The sequence below is a fragment of the Brevundimonas sp. GW821-FHT09G01 genome (assembly GCF_059416065.1).
Map to the genome: position 1 here is coordinate 294,367 of NZ_JBWKOL010000003.1, position 15,746 is coordinate 310,112.

The following is a 15,746-nucleotide window of genomic DNA, read 5'->3' on the forward strand; positions in this document are numbered from 1 at the left end:
GCGCGCATCACCTCACCCTCCACGGGGTGAAGATCTCGTCCGAAAGCCTGATGAACATGCTGACGCCGCTCAAGGCGGCGGACACGGCGCGTGAGGATCGGCTCAAGGCCGCGGCCGAGGCGAGGCTGCGCGACGCCAGGGCCGCCTCCGAGACGCTCCGGGCGAAGAGCAGCCAGGCCTCGGAAGAGCGCAAGGCCGCGGCGCGCCAGAAGATCGAACAGCTGAAGGCGCGGCTGCAGATGCTGCGCTCCATGGCCGGGGTCGATCCGAAGGGCACAGCGCGGATCGCGGCCCAGATCGCGCGCGAACTGGGCGCGGCGGTCAAGGAATATGCGGCGGCGGGCGGCGTGATCTCCGGCATGGGGGTGGGCGGCGCGCCGGCGGCTCCGGTCTCGGGCTCCGACGCGGCCGGAGCCCAGGGCGATGCGGCCGCCGGTCGCGAGGGCTCGCCCGTCGCCTCCGGAGAGCAGACCCCGACGGGCGAAACGCAGGCCGGCGAGACCGACGCCGGCAAGGAGGATACGGGCAAGTCCGCCAATCCCTATCAGCAGGCCATCGACGAGCAGAAGGCGCAGGTCGCCGACATGGCCCGCCGCAGCGGCCAGCAGCAGGCCGACAGTGAGTTGATGGCCGATGTCCGCAAGATGGCCGCCGAACTGAAGGCCCTCGTCCGCGCCGCCACCGAGCGCGCCAAGGCCGGCAAGGACGACGACGCCATGTCGCCGCAGGAAGCCGCCGAACTGGACAAGGCCGTCGCCGAAATGGACCGCCAGGTCGGACAGGCCGGCGCCGATCTGGGCGGCGGCCTGGTGTCGCTGATCGTCTAGAGGACGCCGATTCCCTTCAGCCAGGTCTCGACCAGTCCGGGCCAGACGGTATCGGGGCTCTCGTTACGCCTCAGGCCGAAGGCGTGCCCGCCCCTGGCGAACAGATGCACCTCCGCCGGCACCTCGGCGGCGTCGAGCGCCCGGGCGTAGAGGGTGCTGTTGCAGATGTCGTCCACCGGGTCGTCCCAGGCCTGCAACAGGAAGGTCGGCGGGGTCCGTCCGGTGACGCGGAGGCCCGGATCCATCGCGCCGCCGCGACGGCAGATGTGGCCGGGGAAGAAGGCGATGGCGAAGTCCGGGCGGCTGCTGATCCGGTCGGCGGCGTCGACCGGCGTGTAGGCAGGTGCGAAGATGTTGCTGGTCTGGGCGACCAGATACCCGCCGGCCGAAAAACCCATGACGCCGATCTTGTCGGGATCGATCTGCAGTTCGGCCGCCCGGGCGCGAACCAGCCGGATGGTGCGCTGGGCGTCCTGCAGCGCGCGCGGCACGTCTGGCGTGATGCTGCAGCGGCACTCCGGGTTCCAGTAGTGGTTGCTGCCCGGGACGCGGTATTTGGACAGGATGCAGGTGATCCCTTTCGAGGTGATCCAGCCGCAGATCTCCGTGCCTTCGATGGTCAGGACGACGGCGCGGAAGCCGCCGCCCGGGAAGACCACGATGGCGGCGCCGGTGTTGCGGCCCTTGGGCGGAAAGACCGTCATGGTCGGAACGGAGACGTCGAGGACGGCCTGCGAGGTCGTGCCGCCGATGGCGTCCGGCGTGTGCCTGGTCAGGACGCTTTCGGGCGGCTGGGTCATGCCGGCCATGTCCGGCGCGACGCCGGGCCAGATGGGGGTCTGGATCAGGCCTTCGGGCTGCCGCCAGACGCCGACGTGCGTTCCGATCTCCTGAGGCGCGGTCGTCGTTGCCGCACGGTGCGGTTCCGCCTCGGGCCTTTCGATGCAGGCCAGCGCGCCGCTGACCGTCGCCACCGCGACCGCAACGATCAGGAACACTCTCATTCCGGACATCTGCGCGTCTCCCCTGTGCCGGGGAAAGCTAGCCACGGCGACGGAGGCCTCACAAAGGATGAGAACTCCAGCCTGCCCCGAGATAATTTCATGACCGGGCGCCAGAACGAAAGCGGGCGGGACCGTCGCCGATCCCGCCCGCTCATCTGTCGGTCTGGTGGAAGGCCTATTTGGCCCAGACGCCGAACGGATCGCTCCACGGCATGTCCAGCGCCTCGGCGACGGCCGGATAGGTCAGCTCGCCCTTCAGCACGTTCAGGCCGCGCGCCAGGTGCGGGTTGTCCTTCAGGGCGTCCAGGCCCTTGTCCGCCAGCGCCAGACCGAAGGGCAGGGTGGCGTTGTTCAGGGCTTCCGACGAGGTGCGCGGGGCGGCGCCCGGCATGTTGGCCACGCAGTAGTGGACGACGCCGTCGATGACGTAGGTCGGGTCTTCGTGGGTCGTGGCGTGGCTGGTCTCGAAACAGCCGCCCTGGTCGATGGCGACGTCGACCAGCACCGAGCCGGGCTTCATCGACTTCAGGTGTTCCTTCTTGATCAGCTTGGGCGCCTCGGCGCCCGGCACCAGCACGGCGCCGATGATGACGTCGGCCTTGACCAGTTCCTCTTCGATCGCGCCGATCGAGGAATAGCGGGTGATGACCCGGCCCTGCGTAACTTCGTCGATGTAGGCCATGCGCGGGATCGAGCGTTCCAGCACCACGACCTCGGCGCCCAGGCCCATGGCCATGCGGGCCGCGTTCAGGCCGACGACGCCGCCGCCCAGCACCAGCACGCGGGCCGGAGCCACGCCCGGAACGCCGCAGAACAGCAGGCCCATGCCGCCGTTGTGCTTCAGCAGAGTCTCGGCGGCCGAGAAGACGGCGATCCGGCCTGCGACTTCCGACATCGGGGCCAGCAGCGGCAGGCCGCCCTGCGCGTTGGTCACGGTCTCATAGGCGACGGCGGCGCATTTCGAGGCGATCAGGCCCTTGGTCTGTTCGGGATCGGGCGCCAGGTGCAGGTAGGTGAACAGGATCTGGTCCTCGCGGAGCATTTCCCACTCGACCTTCTGCGGCTCCTTGACCTTCACGATCATGTCGTTGTTCGCGAAGATTTCGGCGGCGGTGTCGACGATCTTGGCGCCCGCCTTGACGTAGTCGGCGTCGGTGAAGCCGGCGCCCAGACCGGCGCCCTTCTCGATCGAGACGGCGTGGCCGTGGGACACGTACTCGCGCACGGCGGTCGGCGTCAGGCCGATGCGGTGCTCGTTCTTCTTGATTTCCTTGGGGACGCCGACGCGCATGGGGAGTTTCCTTGCCTGAACCGGGTACGAGCCACTCTGCGGCGGCCGCGTTTCGCGCGCAATCTAGCGGCGGTTTCCGCGCAGGTTCCTGTTCTTTTTGCTGACTGATCGACGTAAAGTCGCAGAATCTGCGAACGAGGCCGCCTGTGAAGACGATTTCCGCTGTCACCCTCGATGATACGGATCGGAAGATGCTTCGCGCCCTGCAGGGCGACGGGCGCATGACGAACGCCGATCTGGCCCGCGCCGTGAACCTGTCCGAGAGCGCCTGCCTGCGCAGACTCAGGGCGCTGGAGAGCGAAGGGGTAATCAGCCGCTACGCCGCCATCATCAATGAACGCGCCGTCGGCCTGCCGATCAGCGTCTTCGTGACGGTGACCCTCTCGTCCCAGGCCGAAGCCGCCCTGACCGCCTTCGAGACCGCCATCGCCACCGTGCCGGAGGTGGTCGAATGCTATCTGATGACCGGCGGCTCGGACTATCTGCTGCGTCTCGTGGTTCGCGACGTGGACGACCTGGAACGGGTCCACTCTCGCGAACTGACCCGCATACCCGGTGTGACGCGGGTGTCGTCCAGCGTGGCGATGCGGACGGTGGTCAAGCGCGGCGCATTACCGGTTTGACACTGGACCCCGACCGATCCCGCCCCCAGTTTGGCGGGGTGGGCCATTCGCTTTTCCAGACCCTGACCGCCGGCGGCCGCATGGAGCGGCATCGCCACGCGCACGCCTACGCCGCCCTGGTGCTGTCCGGCGGCTATGTCGAGGCGGGGGATCGGGGCCGCTTTCGCGCCGCTCCGGGCCAGGTGCTGATCCACGGCGCCTGGGAATCCCACATGGACGCCGTGTCGGCCTCGGGGGCGGTGGTGCTGAACCTGCCCTTCACCGACCCGGTGGCTTTCGGCGTCGGCCGGATCGCCGATCCCGACGTCGTCGCGCGGGCCGCCCGGCGTGACATGGTCGAGGCCCTGGGGCTGTTCCGTGAAGCGCTGACGCCCGCGTCGGACGACGGAGGCGACTGGCCCGACCTGCTGGCGGCCGCGCTTCGCAGGGGACCGGATGTCGGACTTGAGGCCTGGGCGGCCGGGGCCGGCCTGGCGCCCGAAACGATCAGCCGGGGCTTCCGCCAGGTCTTCGGCACGACGCCCCGACGATACCGCGCCGAGCAGCGGGCGCTGAGGGCCGCCCGGGCGCTTCAACGGCGCGAGGACCCGCCGGCGGCGCTGGCGGCCGAGCTCGGCTTCGCCGATCAGGCCCACATGAGCCGCGCTGTCGCCGCCCTGACCGGCCTTCCGCCAGGACGGCTTCGGGTCAAGTCGGTTCAATCCTGAGGCTCCGGGCTCGACTAGGTCTGGGCCATGGATCGACGCACCCTCCTCACCGCCGCCCTCGCCGCGCCCCTGGCGCCCGCCGTTCTGCTGACCATGCCGTCGTCTGCTCGGGCGCGGCCGCAAGCTTCGGGATCGAGCCGTCCGCCCGGCCGCACCGACTGGCGGGTGCAGGATTCCGAGGGGCAGGACGCCATCGCCTTCCTGGCGCCCCTGTCGGGCCGTGAGCTCTACACGCGCTACTACGCCGAAGATGTCGCCGCCTTCGCGCCCCGCCTGCCGGAGGCGGTGCGGCGCGCCGTCCCGGCTCTATGGCAGACGGCCGAGGATGACGGCTTCGGCCTGTTCTCGCCGAACCTGAACACCATCCTGTCCCACGCCGACCGCGACGCGACCCTGGACGACATGATTGTCGCCCTGGGCGATCCGGAGGCGATCGTCCGTCCGACCTATCAGACCGGTCCCTACTGGGACCAGAAGGACTGGGACTGGTTCGTTCGTCATGCGCCGGAGACGCGATCGATCCTGGAAGCGATGAAGGCGGCAGGGTTTTCGGCCTGGCGCCGCGAGCGGGCCGGCGCGGCGCTGGAGGCCGGACTGACCATGCTGCGCGCCGCCCTGCCGGCCTTCGACATCATCAAGGTCGAGGAGAAGCTGACGGGACGGACCTTCGATCCCCGCATCGACATCACCCTGCTGCAGTTCTCCAAGCCCCATGGGATCAAGGTGCACGGCCAGCGCTTCCTGCAATCGGCCGACTACGACGTGGGCCTCACCGTCCGGATCGCCGCCCATGAGCTGCTGCATCCGCCCGTGCCGATGGACGGCCCGACGGCTCTGGCGGCGCTGGCCGTGCTGGAAAGGGATCCGCTGATCCCCCGCATCGTTCGCGAGCATGATCCCCGCTTCGGCTACACGACCCTGGAAGGCGTCCTGAACGAGGACCTCTGCCAGGCGCTGGACCAGACCGTCAGCGAAGTCCTCGGCGTGGCGCGCAATCCGGCCGACCGCTGGCGCACCCAGGACGACGGCATGCATGTGCTGGCGGCGGGACTCTACGGCCTGCTGCGCGAGGATCGCTGGTCGCGCGAGGGCGGCTCGATCGAGGCCTGGCTCGCCGACGCGGTTCGCCGGGGCAGACTCGCGCCCGCGGTCCTGCATCCGGTCGCCGCCCGCGTGCTGGAACGGCCCGTCGATCGGCTCTGGCCGCTGGCCCCGGACGCGTAGCGAAGTCGCGCCTAGCGCAAGGCCAGTGTCACGGCCTTGATGTCCACATACTCGTCGATGCCGTGGACCGAGCCCTCCTTGCCGTAGCCGGAGGACTTCACCCCGCCGAACGGAGCCACGGCGGTCGAGATCAGGCCGGTGTTCACCCCGCACATCCCCGCCTCGATGCGGCAGCCGATGCGGAAGGCGCGATCCAGGTCGCGGGTGAACAGATAGGAGGCCAGGCCGAACTCGCTGTCGTTGGCCTTGCCCAGCACCTCGTCCTCGGTCTCGAACGGGAAGACCGGGATCAGCGGACCGAAGGTCTCCTCCTCGCGGAACAGCTTGTCATCGCCGCCCAGGGTCACGGTCGGCTGGAAAAAGCGGCCGCCCAGTTCGTGGCGCGCCCCGCCGGTCAGAACTCGCCCGCCCGAGGCCTGCACCTTGGCCAGGTGGTCCTCGACCTTGGTGATGGCCTTGTCCTCGATCAGCGGCCCGACCTTGACCCCGGCTTCGAAGGCTGGACCGACCGGGATCTTCGCCACCTCGGCGGCCAGCTTTTCGGCGTAGGCTTCGGCGACCGACGCCTCGACATAGACGCGGTTGGGACAGACGCAGGTCTGGCCCGAGTTGCGGAACTTGCCCTTGATGGTCTCGGCCACCGCCAGGTCCAGGTCGGCGTCGGCGAAGACGATCAGGGGGGCGGCGCCGCCCAGCTCCATCGACACCCGCTTCAGGGTCGGGGCGCACTGCTCGGCCAGTTTGCGGCCGACCGGGGTCGAGCCGGTGAAGGACAGTTTGCGGATCAGGGGCGAGGCGGTCAGAACCCCGCCGATGGTCGCCGCGTCACCGGTGATGACGCTCAGCGCGCCCTTGGGCAGGCCCGCCTTGTAGGCCAGCTCCGCCAGGGCCAGGGCGGTGAACGGCGTCTGGCTGGCCGGCTTGACCACGGCGGTGCAGCCGGCGGCGAAGGCGGGACCCAGCTTGCGGGTCAGCATGGCCGCCGGGAAGTTCCACGGGGTGATCAGGGCGCAGGGGCCTACCGCCTCGCGGAAGGTCAGGATGACGTGGCCGAGCGGGCTGTCCTGGGTCTCGCCGATCAACCGTTCGGCCTGGCCCGCGAACCATTTGATGAAGCCGTTGGCGTAGGCGACCTCGCCCTTGGCTTCCTCGAACGGCTTGCCGTTCTCCAGCGCCATCAGGGCGCCCAGACCCTCGGTGTTCTCGTCGATCAGCCGCGCCCATTCGCGCAGGAAGGCGGCGCGCTTGTGCGGGTCGGACCGCGACCAGGCGGGGAAGGCCGCGTCCGCCGCCTGGATGGCCCGCTCGGTCTCGGCGGCGCCGAGGTCGGGAATATGGCCGATGACTTCGCCCGTGGCGGGATCATCGACGGCGATCCGCTTCGCCCCCGTCACCGCCTCGCCGGCGATGAAGGCGTGTTCGCGAAGGAGCGCCAGGCCGGCGTCGCGGGCGGAGGTGTTCATGGTCAGTCGTCCGGTTCGGGGAGGAACGGAGGGAACGCGTCAGGTCTCGATCGTGTCCAGGTCGCGGCCCTTTGTCTCCGGCAGCCAGATCAGGCTGACGATGACCGCCACGACGGTGAAGGCGACCGAGTACCAGAGGCCGAAATAGATATTCCCCGACGCCGCCACCAGGGCGAAGCTGGCGGCGGGCAGCAGCCCTCCGACCCAGCCGGTGCCGATGTTGTAGGGCAGGCTCATCGCCGTATAGCGCACCCGGGTCGGGAACAGTTCGACCAGCGCCGCGGCCTGGGGGCCGTACAGGGCGCAGGCCGCGACCATGAAGATCATCAGGATGGCCCAGGTCAGCGGCATGTTGATCCGCGCCGGATCGGCCTTGGCCGGATAGCCGGCGGCGGTCAGGGCGGCCTTGGCGCGGACCTCGAGGTCCGCGCGCGCCGCCTTCAGCGCGGCCGGGGCCATGGCGCTTCCATCGATCGAGGCGACCTCGGCGTCGCCGACCCGGATCACGGCCGGCGCGCCGGCTGGAGCGTCGACGGTCTCATAGGGGACGCCGGCGTTGGACAGGGCGATGCGGGCGATGTCGCAGGAGCTGGAGAAGACCGCCTTCCCGATCGGATCGAACAGCAGGTTGCAGTCGGCGGGGTCGGCCACGACGGTCACCGGGCTGGAGACCTGGGCCTCCGCAAGCGCCGGATTGGCGGCGCGGGTCAGGGCGTGGAAGCCCGGGAAGAAGGCGACCAGCGCCAGGATCATCCCGAACAGCATGACCGGCTTGCGCCCCATCTTGTCCGACAGCCAGCCGAAGAAGATGTAGAGGAAGGCCGAGGCTACGGTGACCATCAGCACCAGCTGATCGACCGTGTTCGTATCGACCTTCAGCACCTTCTCCATGAAGAAACGGGTGTAGAAATACCCGCAGTACCAGACCGCGCCCTGGGCGATCATGATCCCGAACAGGGCGATCAGGACAAAGCGGCCGTTGCCCCACTGGAAGAAGGCCTCGCGATAGGGCGCGCGGTTCTCGCCAGACTCCGCCTCCATGCGCTGATAGGCCGGGCTCTCGTTCAGCTTCAGCCGGATCCACAGCGACACCGCCAGCAGCAGGGCCGACAGCAGGAAGGGAATGCGCCAGCCCCAGTCGTCGAAGGCCTCGGTCCCGACCAGGGCGCGCGTCGTCAGGATGACCGCCAGGGCGCCGATCAGGCCCATGGCCGCAGTGGTCTGGATCCAGCCGGTCAGCAGGCCGCGCTTCTTCGGCGGCGAATGTTCGGCGACGTAGATGGCGGCCCCGCCGTACTCGCCGCCCAGGGCGAAGCCCTGCAGCATGCGCATGATCAGCAGCAGGATCGGCGCGGCGATGCCGATGGTCCCGTAGTCCGGCAGCAGGCCGATGGCGACGGTCGCCACCCCCATCAGGGTGATGGTCACCAGGAAGGTCGTCTTGCGCCCCGTGCGGTCGCCGAACCAGCCGAACACCAGGGCGCCGAGGGGCCGAACCACGAAGCCCAGGCCGAAGGTCAGCAGGGCCATGATGTAGCTGACGGTCTCGCCCGCATCGGCGAAGAAATGCTTGGCGATGACGGTGGCGAGGGAGCCGAAGACGAAGAAGTCGTACCACTCGAACGCCGTGCCCGCCGCTGAGGCGCCCACAACCGTCTTCAGGCCCGGTCCATCCCGGGTTTCAACCGCTTGCGTCATCCAACGCCTCCCCGCGTCGTGAGCGTCGTCTATGGACGCTTCGGCGCGATGCTAGAGCGCGCCACGCCGGGCGCAAGCGGGAAGCGGCGGGCCAGACAGACGAAGGCCCGCCGGTGGGGGGACCGGCGGGCCTCTTTCAACCGGATCGCGGGTCGGGGGAACCGCATCCGGGAACTCGAAACGGGTTTAGTTCTTGGCTTCTTCCGCGGCGCCCGTGACGGCGTTGCCGGCGGCGGAGGCGTCACGGCCCACGCCGGACACCGTGTTGCAGGCGGCGGTGGTCAGGGCGGCGGCGGCGGCGACCAGGATGAAAATCTTGCGCATCGGTTCAACTCCATGAGGCCGGGGAGGCGTCTGCCGTATCAACGTCGCGGGGCTTTGGGGGTTCCCAGATCGGCGGGATCGACAGGGACCACAGCCTCGGGCGTGGCGAAGGTCATGCGGGCGATCGTGCCGCCTCCCTCGGCCGGTAGCATCTCGACCTCTCCGCGCAGCTGCTTGGCGAAGGCGCCCATCAGGGTGCGCCCCACGCCGGCGCGTTCCGTCTCGCTGACGCCCGGTCCGTTGTCCTGCACCTCCAGGACGCTCTGGTCGCCCTGCACTCGGAAACGGACCTTCAGGTCGCCGCCTCTGCCGGCGAAGGCGTGTTTCTGGGCGTTGGTCACCGCCTCGACCAGCCAAAGGGCCAGTGGAGCCAGCTTGTCGGGATCGACGACCAGCGAATCCGCCTCCACCGACGAGGTGACCAGATGGCCGCGCCCGCTCTCGCTGGCGATCAGCTGGCCGACCAGTTCGGTCAGGAAGATGCGGGCGTCCGCATAGCGCAGGTCGTCGCTCTGGTAGAGTGTGCGGTAGATCAGGGCCAGAGCCGCGATCCGCTGGCGGGTGTCGCCCACGGCCGCCTTGGCTGGTTCGTCTTTCAGGGCCCGCTGCTGCATCGACAGCAGGGACGAGATGATCTGCAGGTTGTTCTTCACCCGGTGGTGGATCTCGCGCATCAGCGCGTCCTTTTCCTCGACCGAGGCCAGGAGGGCGGCGTCACGGGTGGTGATGGTCTCGGCCAGTTCGTCCAGGGTCTTGGCCAACACGCGGATCTCTGACGGCGCATTGACCGCCTGGACGGGACGCACCGAGAAGCGGCCGCGGGCGTAGATGGCGGCGATCCGTTCCAGATAGTCGAGCCAGCGCACCACGATACGCTCGCTGAACAGCATCACCGAGACGAAGGCGGCCAGCCAGGCGGCCAGGGGCATCAGAAGCAGGCCGACCGGGTTCAGGCGCGCCCATGACAGCAGGCCCGGCGACGGTGCCGACAGCAGGGCGTAGACGTCGCGTCCCGCCAGGGCCGCGCCGGCGAAGACCCGGCGCCGACCGTCGGAATCGCCCTCGAAGATGGACGAGCCCTGGGTGCGGGCGCGATCGACCCAGCCGAGCAGGCTCTGGTCGCCGGTCAGGGTGAAGGCGTCGACGTCCGTGGCCGTCAGGATGCGGCCTTGCGCATCGGTGAGGGCGGCCTGGGATCCCTCGGGCAGGGCGGCGTCGGCGACGTCCGGCTGCAGGGAGGCGAGGGGGATGACCGCGATCATGGCGCCGTCGAATGCGCCCAGGGGCCGTTCAAGCCGCAGGGCGACGATCAGTCCCGGCGGTCGTCCCGGCGCGGCGGGCGCGCGGGCCAGCACCGTGTTCTCGCCGGCCCGCAGGCGCTGGAACCAGGCGCTGCGGCGGGCGTCGATCAGCCAGGGCGGCGGCGAGGCGCCGAGCGCTTGCGAAGCGCAGGCGGTGTAGCCGGTGGGGCTCAGCCGGGCGAGGCCGTCAAGGTCGTCCAGCCGGTCGACCAGCGCCGTCAGCCGGGGTTCGCAGAACAGCTCCAGCGCCTCGGGCCGCAGCGCCTGGAGCAGGACGCTGGTGCTGTCCAGCCGCGCCTTGGCGCTGGCGGCCGTGCGTTCGGCGGCCAGTTGCAGGTCCTGCCGCCGCTCCGTGTCCTGAAGACGGAACTGCTGTTGGGCCTGGAAGGCGCCCAGCAGGAGGATGGGCAGCAGGGCAAGGGCCAGGGCGACGCCCAATCGGAAGCGGATGCCCTGGAATTTCGGCTGAGCCAGCCCCCTGCCCAGTGCGCGCCCGATCCGCACCGGATCAGTTCCGGACGCTGCTCAAGCGGTCGGCGGCGGCCAGGATGGAACGCATGGCGTCGCCGGCGGCGCGGCCGTCGCGGGCGTAGCCGCCCTTCTCGAGCGTGGCCTGCAGCGCCTTGCGGGCGCGGGAGACGCGGCTTTTGACCGTGCCGACAGCGCACTGGCAGATTTCGGCGGCCTCCTCGTAGGCGAAGCCCCCGGCGCCGACCAGAATCAGCGCCTCGCGCTGTTCCTCGGGCAGGGTGGCCAGGGCCAGACGCAGTTCGTCCAGCGCGACCGGGGATTCCGGATCGTCCACGGCCACCAGGGTCCGCTCGGCGGCTTCCTGGTCCAGCTGCGACTGGCGCCAGGATCGGCGTTTCTCGGAATAGAACTGGTTACGCAGGATCATGAAGGTCCAGGCCTTCATATTGGTGCCCATCTGATAGCTGGCGCGGGCGTCCCAAGCCTTCATCATAGCGTCCTGCGCCAGGTCGTCGGCCGCCGTCGGATCACCGGTCAGGGTGCGGGCGAACGCACGCAGATGCGGGATCAGCGCGACCAGCTCTTTCTTGAAGGCGTTGTCGTCAGCCGAAGGCGGCTTGGGCGGCGGGTTCGTGCCGCTCATGCGCCGCTCCCGCGCTCGTCGGCGCGCCTCAGAATGTCGAGGAATTCGTCCGGGACGGGCTCGTTCACGACCTCATCGAACATATGCCTCAGCTTCACGCCGATAGCCTGCTGGCGCAGGCGAGCCTCCTCGAGGCCGGCTCCGTCCTTGGCCGGTTTCCCCGGAGGGTTGGATTTGTCTGTCATTGTAAAAAAGATCGCCACCCAGACGCTATTGTAGAAGCGGGAAACGCCACCCCCGGTTTCGGGTTCCGGGGATGGAACCGAAATATGCTCAAGCTTTCTTTCGCGTTCGGGAACCGTGACTGATTTGATACGTTTCCATCGGTTGCTGCGGTCCCGTTTCCGGGGGCCTGCAAACCTATGTCGGGGACTTCGAGTATGAGCCTGCTGGCCCGCCTTGCGCCGCATCTTCCTTATGTTCGCCGTTACGCTCGCGCGTTGACCGGCGATCAGACCACCGGGGACAACTACGTCCGCGTTGCGCTGGAGGCCCTCGCCGCCGGCGAGCGCCAACTGCCGACCGAGATGACGCCTCGCGTCGCTCTCTATCATGTGTTCCACGCCATCTGGACCTCGACCGGCGCCCAGTTGGAGGACAAGAGCGGCATCGAAGGCCGCGACGATCCCACGGGCCGCCTGATGCGCATCGCGCCCCGGTCGCGCCAGGCCTTCCTGCTGACCGCCCTTGAAGGCTTCACCCCTTCGGAAGCCGCCCAGATCCTTGACGCCGACGCCCAGGACGTCGAGCGCCTGATCTCGGAAGCCCAGTCGGACATCGACGCCGAATTGGCCACCGATGTCCTGATCATCGAGGACGAGGCCATCATCTCGGCCGACATCGAAAGCCTGGTGAAGGAGCTGGGCCATCGTGTCACCGGAACCGCCACCACCCACGACGAAGCGGTCGATGCGGTGTCGCGTCATCGTCCGGGTCTCGTGCTGGCCGACATCCAGCTGGCTGACGGCTCGTCGGGCATCGACGCGGTCAAGGACATCCTCAAGCGGATCGATGTGCCGGTGATCTTCATCACCGCCTTCCCCGAGCGTCTGCTGACCGGCGAGCGGCCGGAGCCGACCTTCCTGATCACCAAGCCCTTCCAGCCGGAGACGGTGAAAGCGGCGATCAGCCAGGCGCTGTTCTTCCATCCTTCGCGCCAACGGGAAGCGGCCTGACCGTTTCGCTTATGACGAATGAAGAAAGGCCCCGGTCCCGCGACCGGGGCCTTTGTCGTTGGGGCTTCCGCTATTGAGCCGGAGCGGAAGCGGTCGGGGGCGCGGCGGCCTCCCGGTTGAAGGCCTGGGAGTCGACGGGTTGCTCGCCGTTGTTGGCGTTGGTGCGTTCGAAGCCGCCGTTGCTGACGAACCACATGCCCAGCAGCAGGATCGCAGCCGCGCCGGCGGAAACGATCAGCAGGGTCAGAATGCGCACGCCGCCCCGGCCGCCCCGGACATACTGGGCCTCTACGGGACGGCCCTCGTGGACGGCGTCGGCGGATTTGTCGTGTGGGGATTCATGGGTCATGACGGCCTCCCGATGGTCAATGGGTCGGCTGTTCAACGCGGCGGTCGGCGCCGCTGTTCCGGTCTCGCTCGAAAGGCGAAATAAATCCGAAGCGCTCCGGAACCCCATTCAGGAGACCCCGTTATCAGTCTGCGGAGGCGGCGACGCCCCCCCGACTTAGGACTGGCCACAGCCAGTCTGTCGCCTCCGCGCCTCATTCTCGATGATGCCACTTCGGGCGGACCCTCTGCGGTCCGCCTTTTTCTTTGCGCCGTCTGGACAGTCGCGCGGCTGTCGCCACTATGTGGGTCCAGAAAGAAAACCCGGAGGGACATCCCATGGCTCGAACCAACCGTCAGTGGGTGCTGCGTCAGCGGCCCAAGGGCCTGATCCAGCCCGGCGATCTGGAGCTGGTCGAGGGGACCCTGCCCGACCTGAAGGATTCCGAGATCCTGGTCCGCACCGTCTATCTGTCGCTGGACCCGACCAACCGCACCTGGATGAACGAGGCCGAGGGCTATCTGCCCGCCGTGCCGCTGGGCGGCGTGATGCGCGGACTGACGCTGGGCGTGGTCGAGGAAAGCCGGTCGGAGCGCTTCAAGGTGGGCGACGTGGTCACCACCGCCGCAGGCGGGTGGGCCGACTATGCGGTCATTCCCGACGCCGCGGCGTCGCGGGCCCATCGTGCGCCGGGCCTGCCGCTGACCGCCAACATGTCGGTGCTGGGCATGACCGGCCTGACCGCCTGGGCGGGCGTCACCGACGTGCTGAAGGCGCAGGCGGGCGAGACCATCGTCATCTCCGCCGCCGCCGGCGCCGTCGGCTCGATCGCGGGCCAGATCGCCAAGGCGCGCGGCGCGCGGGTCATCGGCATCGCCGGCGGGGCCGAGAAATGCCGCTGGCTGACCGAGGATCTCGGGTTCGACGCCGCCATCGATTACAAGAACGAAGACGTGGGCGACGCCCTGGACCGCCTGGCTCCCGACGGCTTCGAGATGAATTTCGAGAACGTCGGCGGCGACATCATGAACGCCGTCTTCAACCGTCTGAAGATCCATGGCCGCATGGCCGTCTGCGGCCTGATCTCGTCCTACAACGCCACCCGCATGCCGCCGTCGCCGAACTTCAGCCGATTGATCACCCACCGGCTCGACGTGCGCGGCTTCCTGGTCCTCGACTACGGCCATCGCGGCAAGGAGATGGTGGCCGAGGTCGGTCCGATGCTGGCTGACGGCCGGGTGAAGTGGAAGGTTCATGTCGATGACGGGCTGGAAGGCGCGCTCGACTCGCTGAACCGCTTGTTCACCGGCGATCACGACGGCAAGCTGCTGGTTCGGGTGTCGGAAGAACCGGCCGCCTGACGGAGCGCCCCGGATGACCGAACCCCTGCACGTCCATTTCGAAGATCTGGGCGTCGGCGAGGTGGTGCCGCTGGGGGCCTGTATGGTCGATCAGGCGGCGATGGAGGTGTTCATCGAACGCTTCCTCCCAGGCTGGGATCCAGCCTATGGCGCGCCCGACGCCATGGTCTATGCCCTATGGAGCCGACTGTTCGCCGACAAGGCGGCGGGCTGGGCTCAGTCCAAGGTGCTGGCGGTCGACGGCCTGCGCTACATGCGCAACCCGCCCGCCGGCGAGCTGATGCGCGGCCGCATGACCGTCATGGGCAAGGATCCGGTAGGGGACGAGAAGGGCATCGTCATCGCCCAGCACGACATGCTGGACGAGGCGGGACGGCTGATCTTCTCCTGCCTGACCCGCTCGCTTCTGGCGCGTCGATAAGAAAAGGCCCCGCCGTCGACGGCGGGGCCTTCTCATTCTGAAGTCCGGATGGACGCTCAGGCGTTGGCGGCGGCCGGCTGTTGCGCGGCGCGCTGGAAGGCCATGGCGATCAGGCGATCCCAGCCCAGCAGCGACACCAGGTGGGCGTAGATCTGGCCCAGGGCGCCGTTGTCGCGCAGTTCGGCCAGCTTCTCGTGCGACAGGCCCTTCAGCTTGTCTTCCGAAATGGCGAAATACTCGGCCAGCTTCTGCGGCTCGGCGGCGGTGCCGTCCGGATTGCGCGGGGTGAAGACGGCTTCCTTGGTCTCGAACAGGTCAAGCTCGGTCAGCAGGGCGACGAAGGCCTCGGTGCGCTGACGCTCCTGTTCGAAATTGTTGCAGAACTCCATGGCCTGCTGCGTGTACGGCGACGGCTGGCCATCGACGAAGAGCGGGGTCTGGCCGGCTTCCTTGAGGAAGGGGGCGGCGCGGTCTACGCACAGGATCAGGCGCTTCTGGGTGTCGTCGTTGGCGAAGACGAACGGATAGCGGCGCACATAGGCCGGGATGTAGGCCTCGGGGCGGAAGTCGCCCTCTTCGCTGACATACAGGTTCTCGGCCGGGCGCAGGCCCATCACGGCGACCGGTTGCTTGGCCTCGCCGACGAAGATGACCGGATAGGACAGGGCGGCCGGAGCGAACTCGGTCACAGTCAGCGGCACCAGATTGGTGACGGCGGTGAAGGCGTAGGGCCGATCGACCGGATCGACGCCCAGCGTGCCGTGGGCCTCGACCGACAGGGGTTCGGGCTGGCTGTAGAAGAGGACGTTTCCGGACAGGCCGGCGGTCTGGGCGGTGGTGTCGGTCATGGACGCGGTCAGCTCTGGAAAAAAGAGGAAGGCGGGC

General features: G+C 68.7%; 17 protein-coding genes. 7 read left to right on the forward strand and 10 right to left on the reverse strand.

The window, feature by feature from the left end; all coding sequences use genetic code 11:
* The first annotated feature begins 50 nt into the window (after positions 1-50).
* A complete protein-coding gene (locus tag AC07NB_RS08845; RefSeq protein ID WP_494570398.1) occupies positions 51-827 on the forward strand; it encodes a hypothetical protein in 777 nt (258 codons plus the stop codon).
* Here AC07NB_RS08845 and AC07NB_RS08850 read toward each other — a convergent pair.
* On the reverse strand, positions 824-1,840 hold the full coding sequence (locus tag AC07NB_RS08850; protein ID WP_494570397.1) for an alpha/beta hydrolase: 1,017 nt from the start codon (positions 1,838-1,840) through the stop codon (positions 824-826). The genes AC07NB_RS08845 and AC07NB_RS08850 overlap by 4 nt on opposite strands.
* A gap of 166 nt (positions 1,841-2,006) precedes the next feature.
* On the reverse strand, positions 2,007-3,122 hold the full coding sequence (ald, locus tag AC07NB_RS08855) for an alanine dehydrogenase (RefSeq protein ID WP_291836921.1): 1,116 nt from the start codon (positions 3,120-3,122) through the stop codon (positions 2,007-2,009).
* A 155-nt stretch (positions 3,123-3,277) separates the two neighbouring features.
* Here ald and AC07NB_RS08860 point away from each other — a divergent pair, with 155 nt between their 5' ends.
* From AC07NB_RS08860 to AC07NB_RS08870, 3 genes are read left to right on the forward strand one after another with little or no spacing between them, the layout of a single operon-like run.
* A complete protein-coding gene (locus tag AC07NB_RS08860; protein WP_291836930.1) occupies positions 3,278-3,745 on the forward strand; it encodes an Lrp/AsnC family transcriptional regulator in 468 nt (155 codons plus the stop codon).
* Between the two features lie 38 nt (positions 3,746-3,783).
* On the forward strand, positions 3,784-4,452 hold the full coding sequence (locus tag AC07NB_RS08865; protein ID WP_492311802.1) for a helix-turn-helix domain-containing protein: 669 nt from the start codon (positions 3,784-3,786) through the stop codon (positions 4,450-4,452).
* 27 nt (positions 4,453-4,479) lie between these two features.
* Complete coding sequence (locus AC07NB_RS08870; RefSeq protein ID WP_494570396.1) at positions 4,480-5,676, forward strand: hypothetical protein; 1,197 nt, start codon at positions 4,480-4,482, stop codon at positions 5,674-5,676.
* An 11-nt stretch (positions 5,677-5,687) separates the two neighbouring features.
* On the opposite strand, the gene AC07NB_RS08875 is transcribed toward AC07NB_RS08870, so the two are convergent.
* From AC07NB_RS08875 to nepR, 6 genes are all read right to left on the reverse strand, one after another.
* Positions 5,688-7,139: an NAD-dependent succinate-semialdehyde dehydrogenase gene (locus AC07NB_RS08875; RefSeq protein ID WP_494570395.1), complete on the reverse strand. Its 1,452-nt coding sequence runs from the start codon at positions 7,137-7,139 to the stop codon at positions 5,688-5,690.
* A 39-nt stretch (positions 7,140-7,178) separates the two neighbouring features.
* Positions 7,179-8,837: an MFS transporter gene (locus AC07NB_RS08880; protein WP_492311799.1), complete on the reverse strand. Its 1,659-nt coding sequence runs from the start codon at positions 8,835-8,837 to the stop codon at positions 7,179-7,181.
* A 186-nt stretch (positions 8,838-9,023) separates the two neighbouring features.
* On the reverse strand, positions 9,024-9,161 hold the full coding sequence (locus AC07NB_RS08885; RefSeq protein ID WP_376859470.1) for an entericidin EcnA/B family protein: 138 nt from the start codon (positions 9,159-9,161) through the stop codon (positions 9,024-9,026).
* A gap of 38 nt (positions 9,162-9,199) precedes the next feature.
* The gene (phyK, locus tag AC07NB_RS08890; RefSeq protein ID WP_291840993.1) at positions 9,200-10,966 is read right to left on the reverse strand and encodes a sensor histidine kinase PhyK; all 1,767 of its coding nucleotides are present in this window, start codon (positions 10,964-10,966) and stop codon (positions 9,200-9,202) included.
* Positions 10,967-10,970: 4 nt separating this feature from the next.
* Positions 10,971-11,576 carry a sigma-70 family RNA polymerase sigma factor gene (locus AC07NB_RS08895; protein ID WP_492311797.1) on the reverse strand — a complete coding sequence of 202 codons (606 nt, stop codon included), beginning with the start codon at positions 11,574-11,576 and terminating at the stop codon, positions 10,971-10,973.
* On the reverse strand, positions 11,573-11,761 hold the full coding sequence (gene nepR / locus AC07NB_RS08900) for an anti-sigma T factor NepR (protein ID WP_291836347.1): 189 nt from the start codon (positions 11,759-11,761) through the stop codon (positions 11,573-11,575). The genes AC07NB_RS08895 and nepR overlap by 4 nt, the downstream gene beginning before the upstream one ends.
* Positions 11,762-11,956: 195 nt before the next feature.
* Here nepR and phyR point away from each other — a divergent pair, with 195 nt between their 5' ends.
* Positions 11,957-12,751: an anti-anti sigma factor/receiver protein PhyR gene (phyR, locus tag AC07NB_RS08905; protein ID WP_291836344.1), complete on the forward strand. Its 795-nt coding sequence runs from the start codon at positions 11,957-11,959 to the stop codon at positions 12,749-12,751.
* A 70-nt stretch (positions 12,752-12,821) separates the two neighbouring features.
* Here phyR and AC07NB_RS08910 read toward each other — a convergent pair whose 3' ends face one another.
* The gene (locus AC07NB_RS08910) at positions 12,822-13,100 is read right to left on the reverse strand and encodes a hypothetical protein (RefSeq protein WP_291836341.1); all 279 of its coding nucleotides are present in this window, start codon (positions 13,098-13,100) and stop codon (positions 12,822-12,824) included.
* 317 nt (positions 13,101-13,417) lie between these two features.
* Here AC07NB_RS08910 and AC07NB_RS08915 point away from each other — a divergent pair, with 317 nt between their 5' ends.
* Together AC07NB_RS08915 and AC07NB_RS08920 are read left to right on the forward strand one after the other, a co-directional pair.
* A complete protein-coding gene (locus AC07NB_RS08915; protein ID WP_494570394.1) occupies positions 13,418-14,440 on the forward strand; it encodes an NADP-dependent oxidoreductase in 1,023 nt (340 codons plus the stop codon).
* Positions 14,441-14,453: 13 nt separating this feature from the next.
* Complete coding sequence (locus AC07NB_RS08920; RefSeq protein ID WP_291836335.1) at positions 14,454-14,861, forward strand: hotdog family protein; 408 nt, start codon at positions 14,454-14,456, stop codon at positions 14,859-14,861.
* 56 nt (positions 14,862-14,917) lie between these two features.
* Here the strand turns inward: AC07NB_RS08920 and AC07NB_RS08925 are convergent, their stop codons facing one another.
* Positions 14,918-15,709 (reverse strand): SapC family protein, encoded by a 792-nt coding sequence (locus AC07NB_RS08925; RefSeq protein WP_291836332.1) that lies wholly within the window; start codon positions 15,707-15,709, stop codon positions 14,918-14,920.
* Between the last annotated feature and the right edge of the window lie 37 nt (positions 15,710-15,746).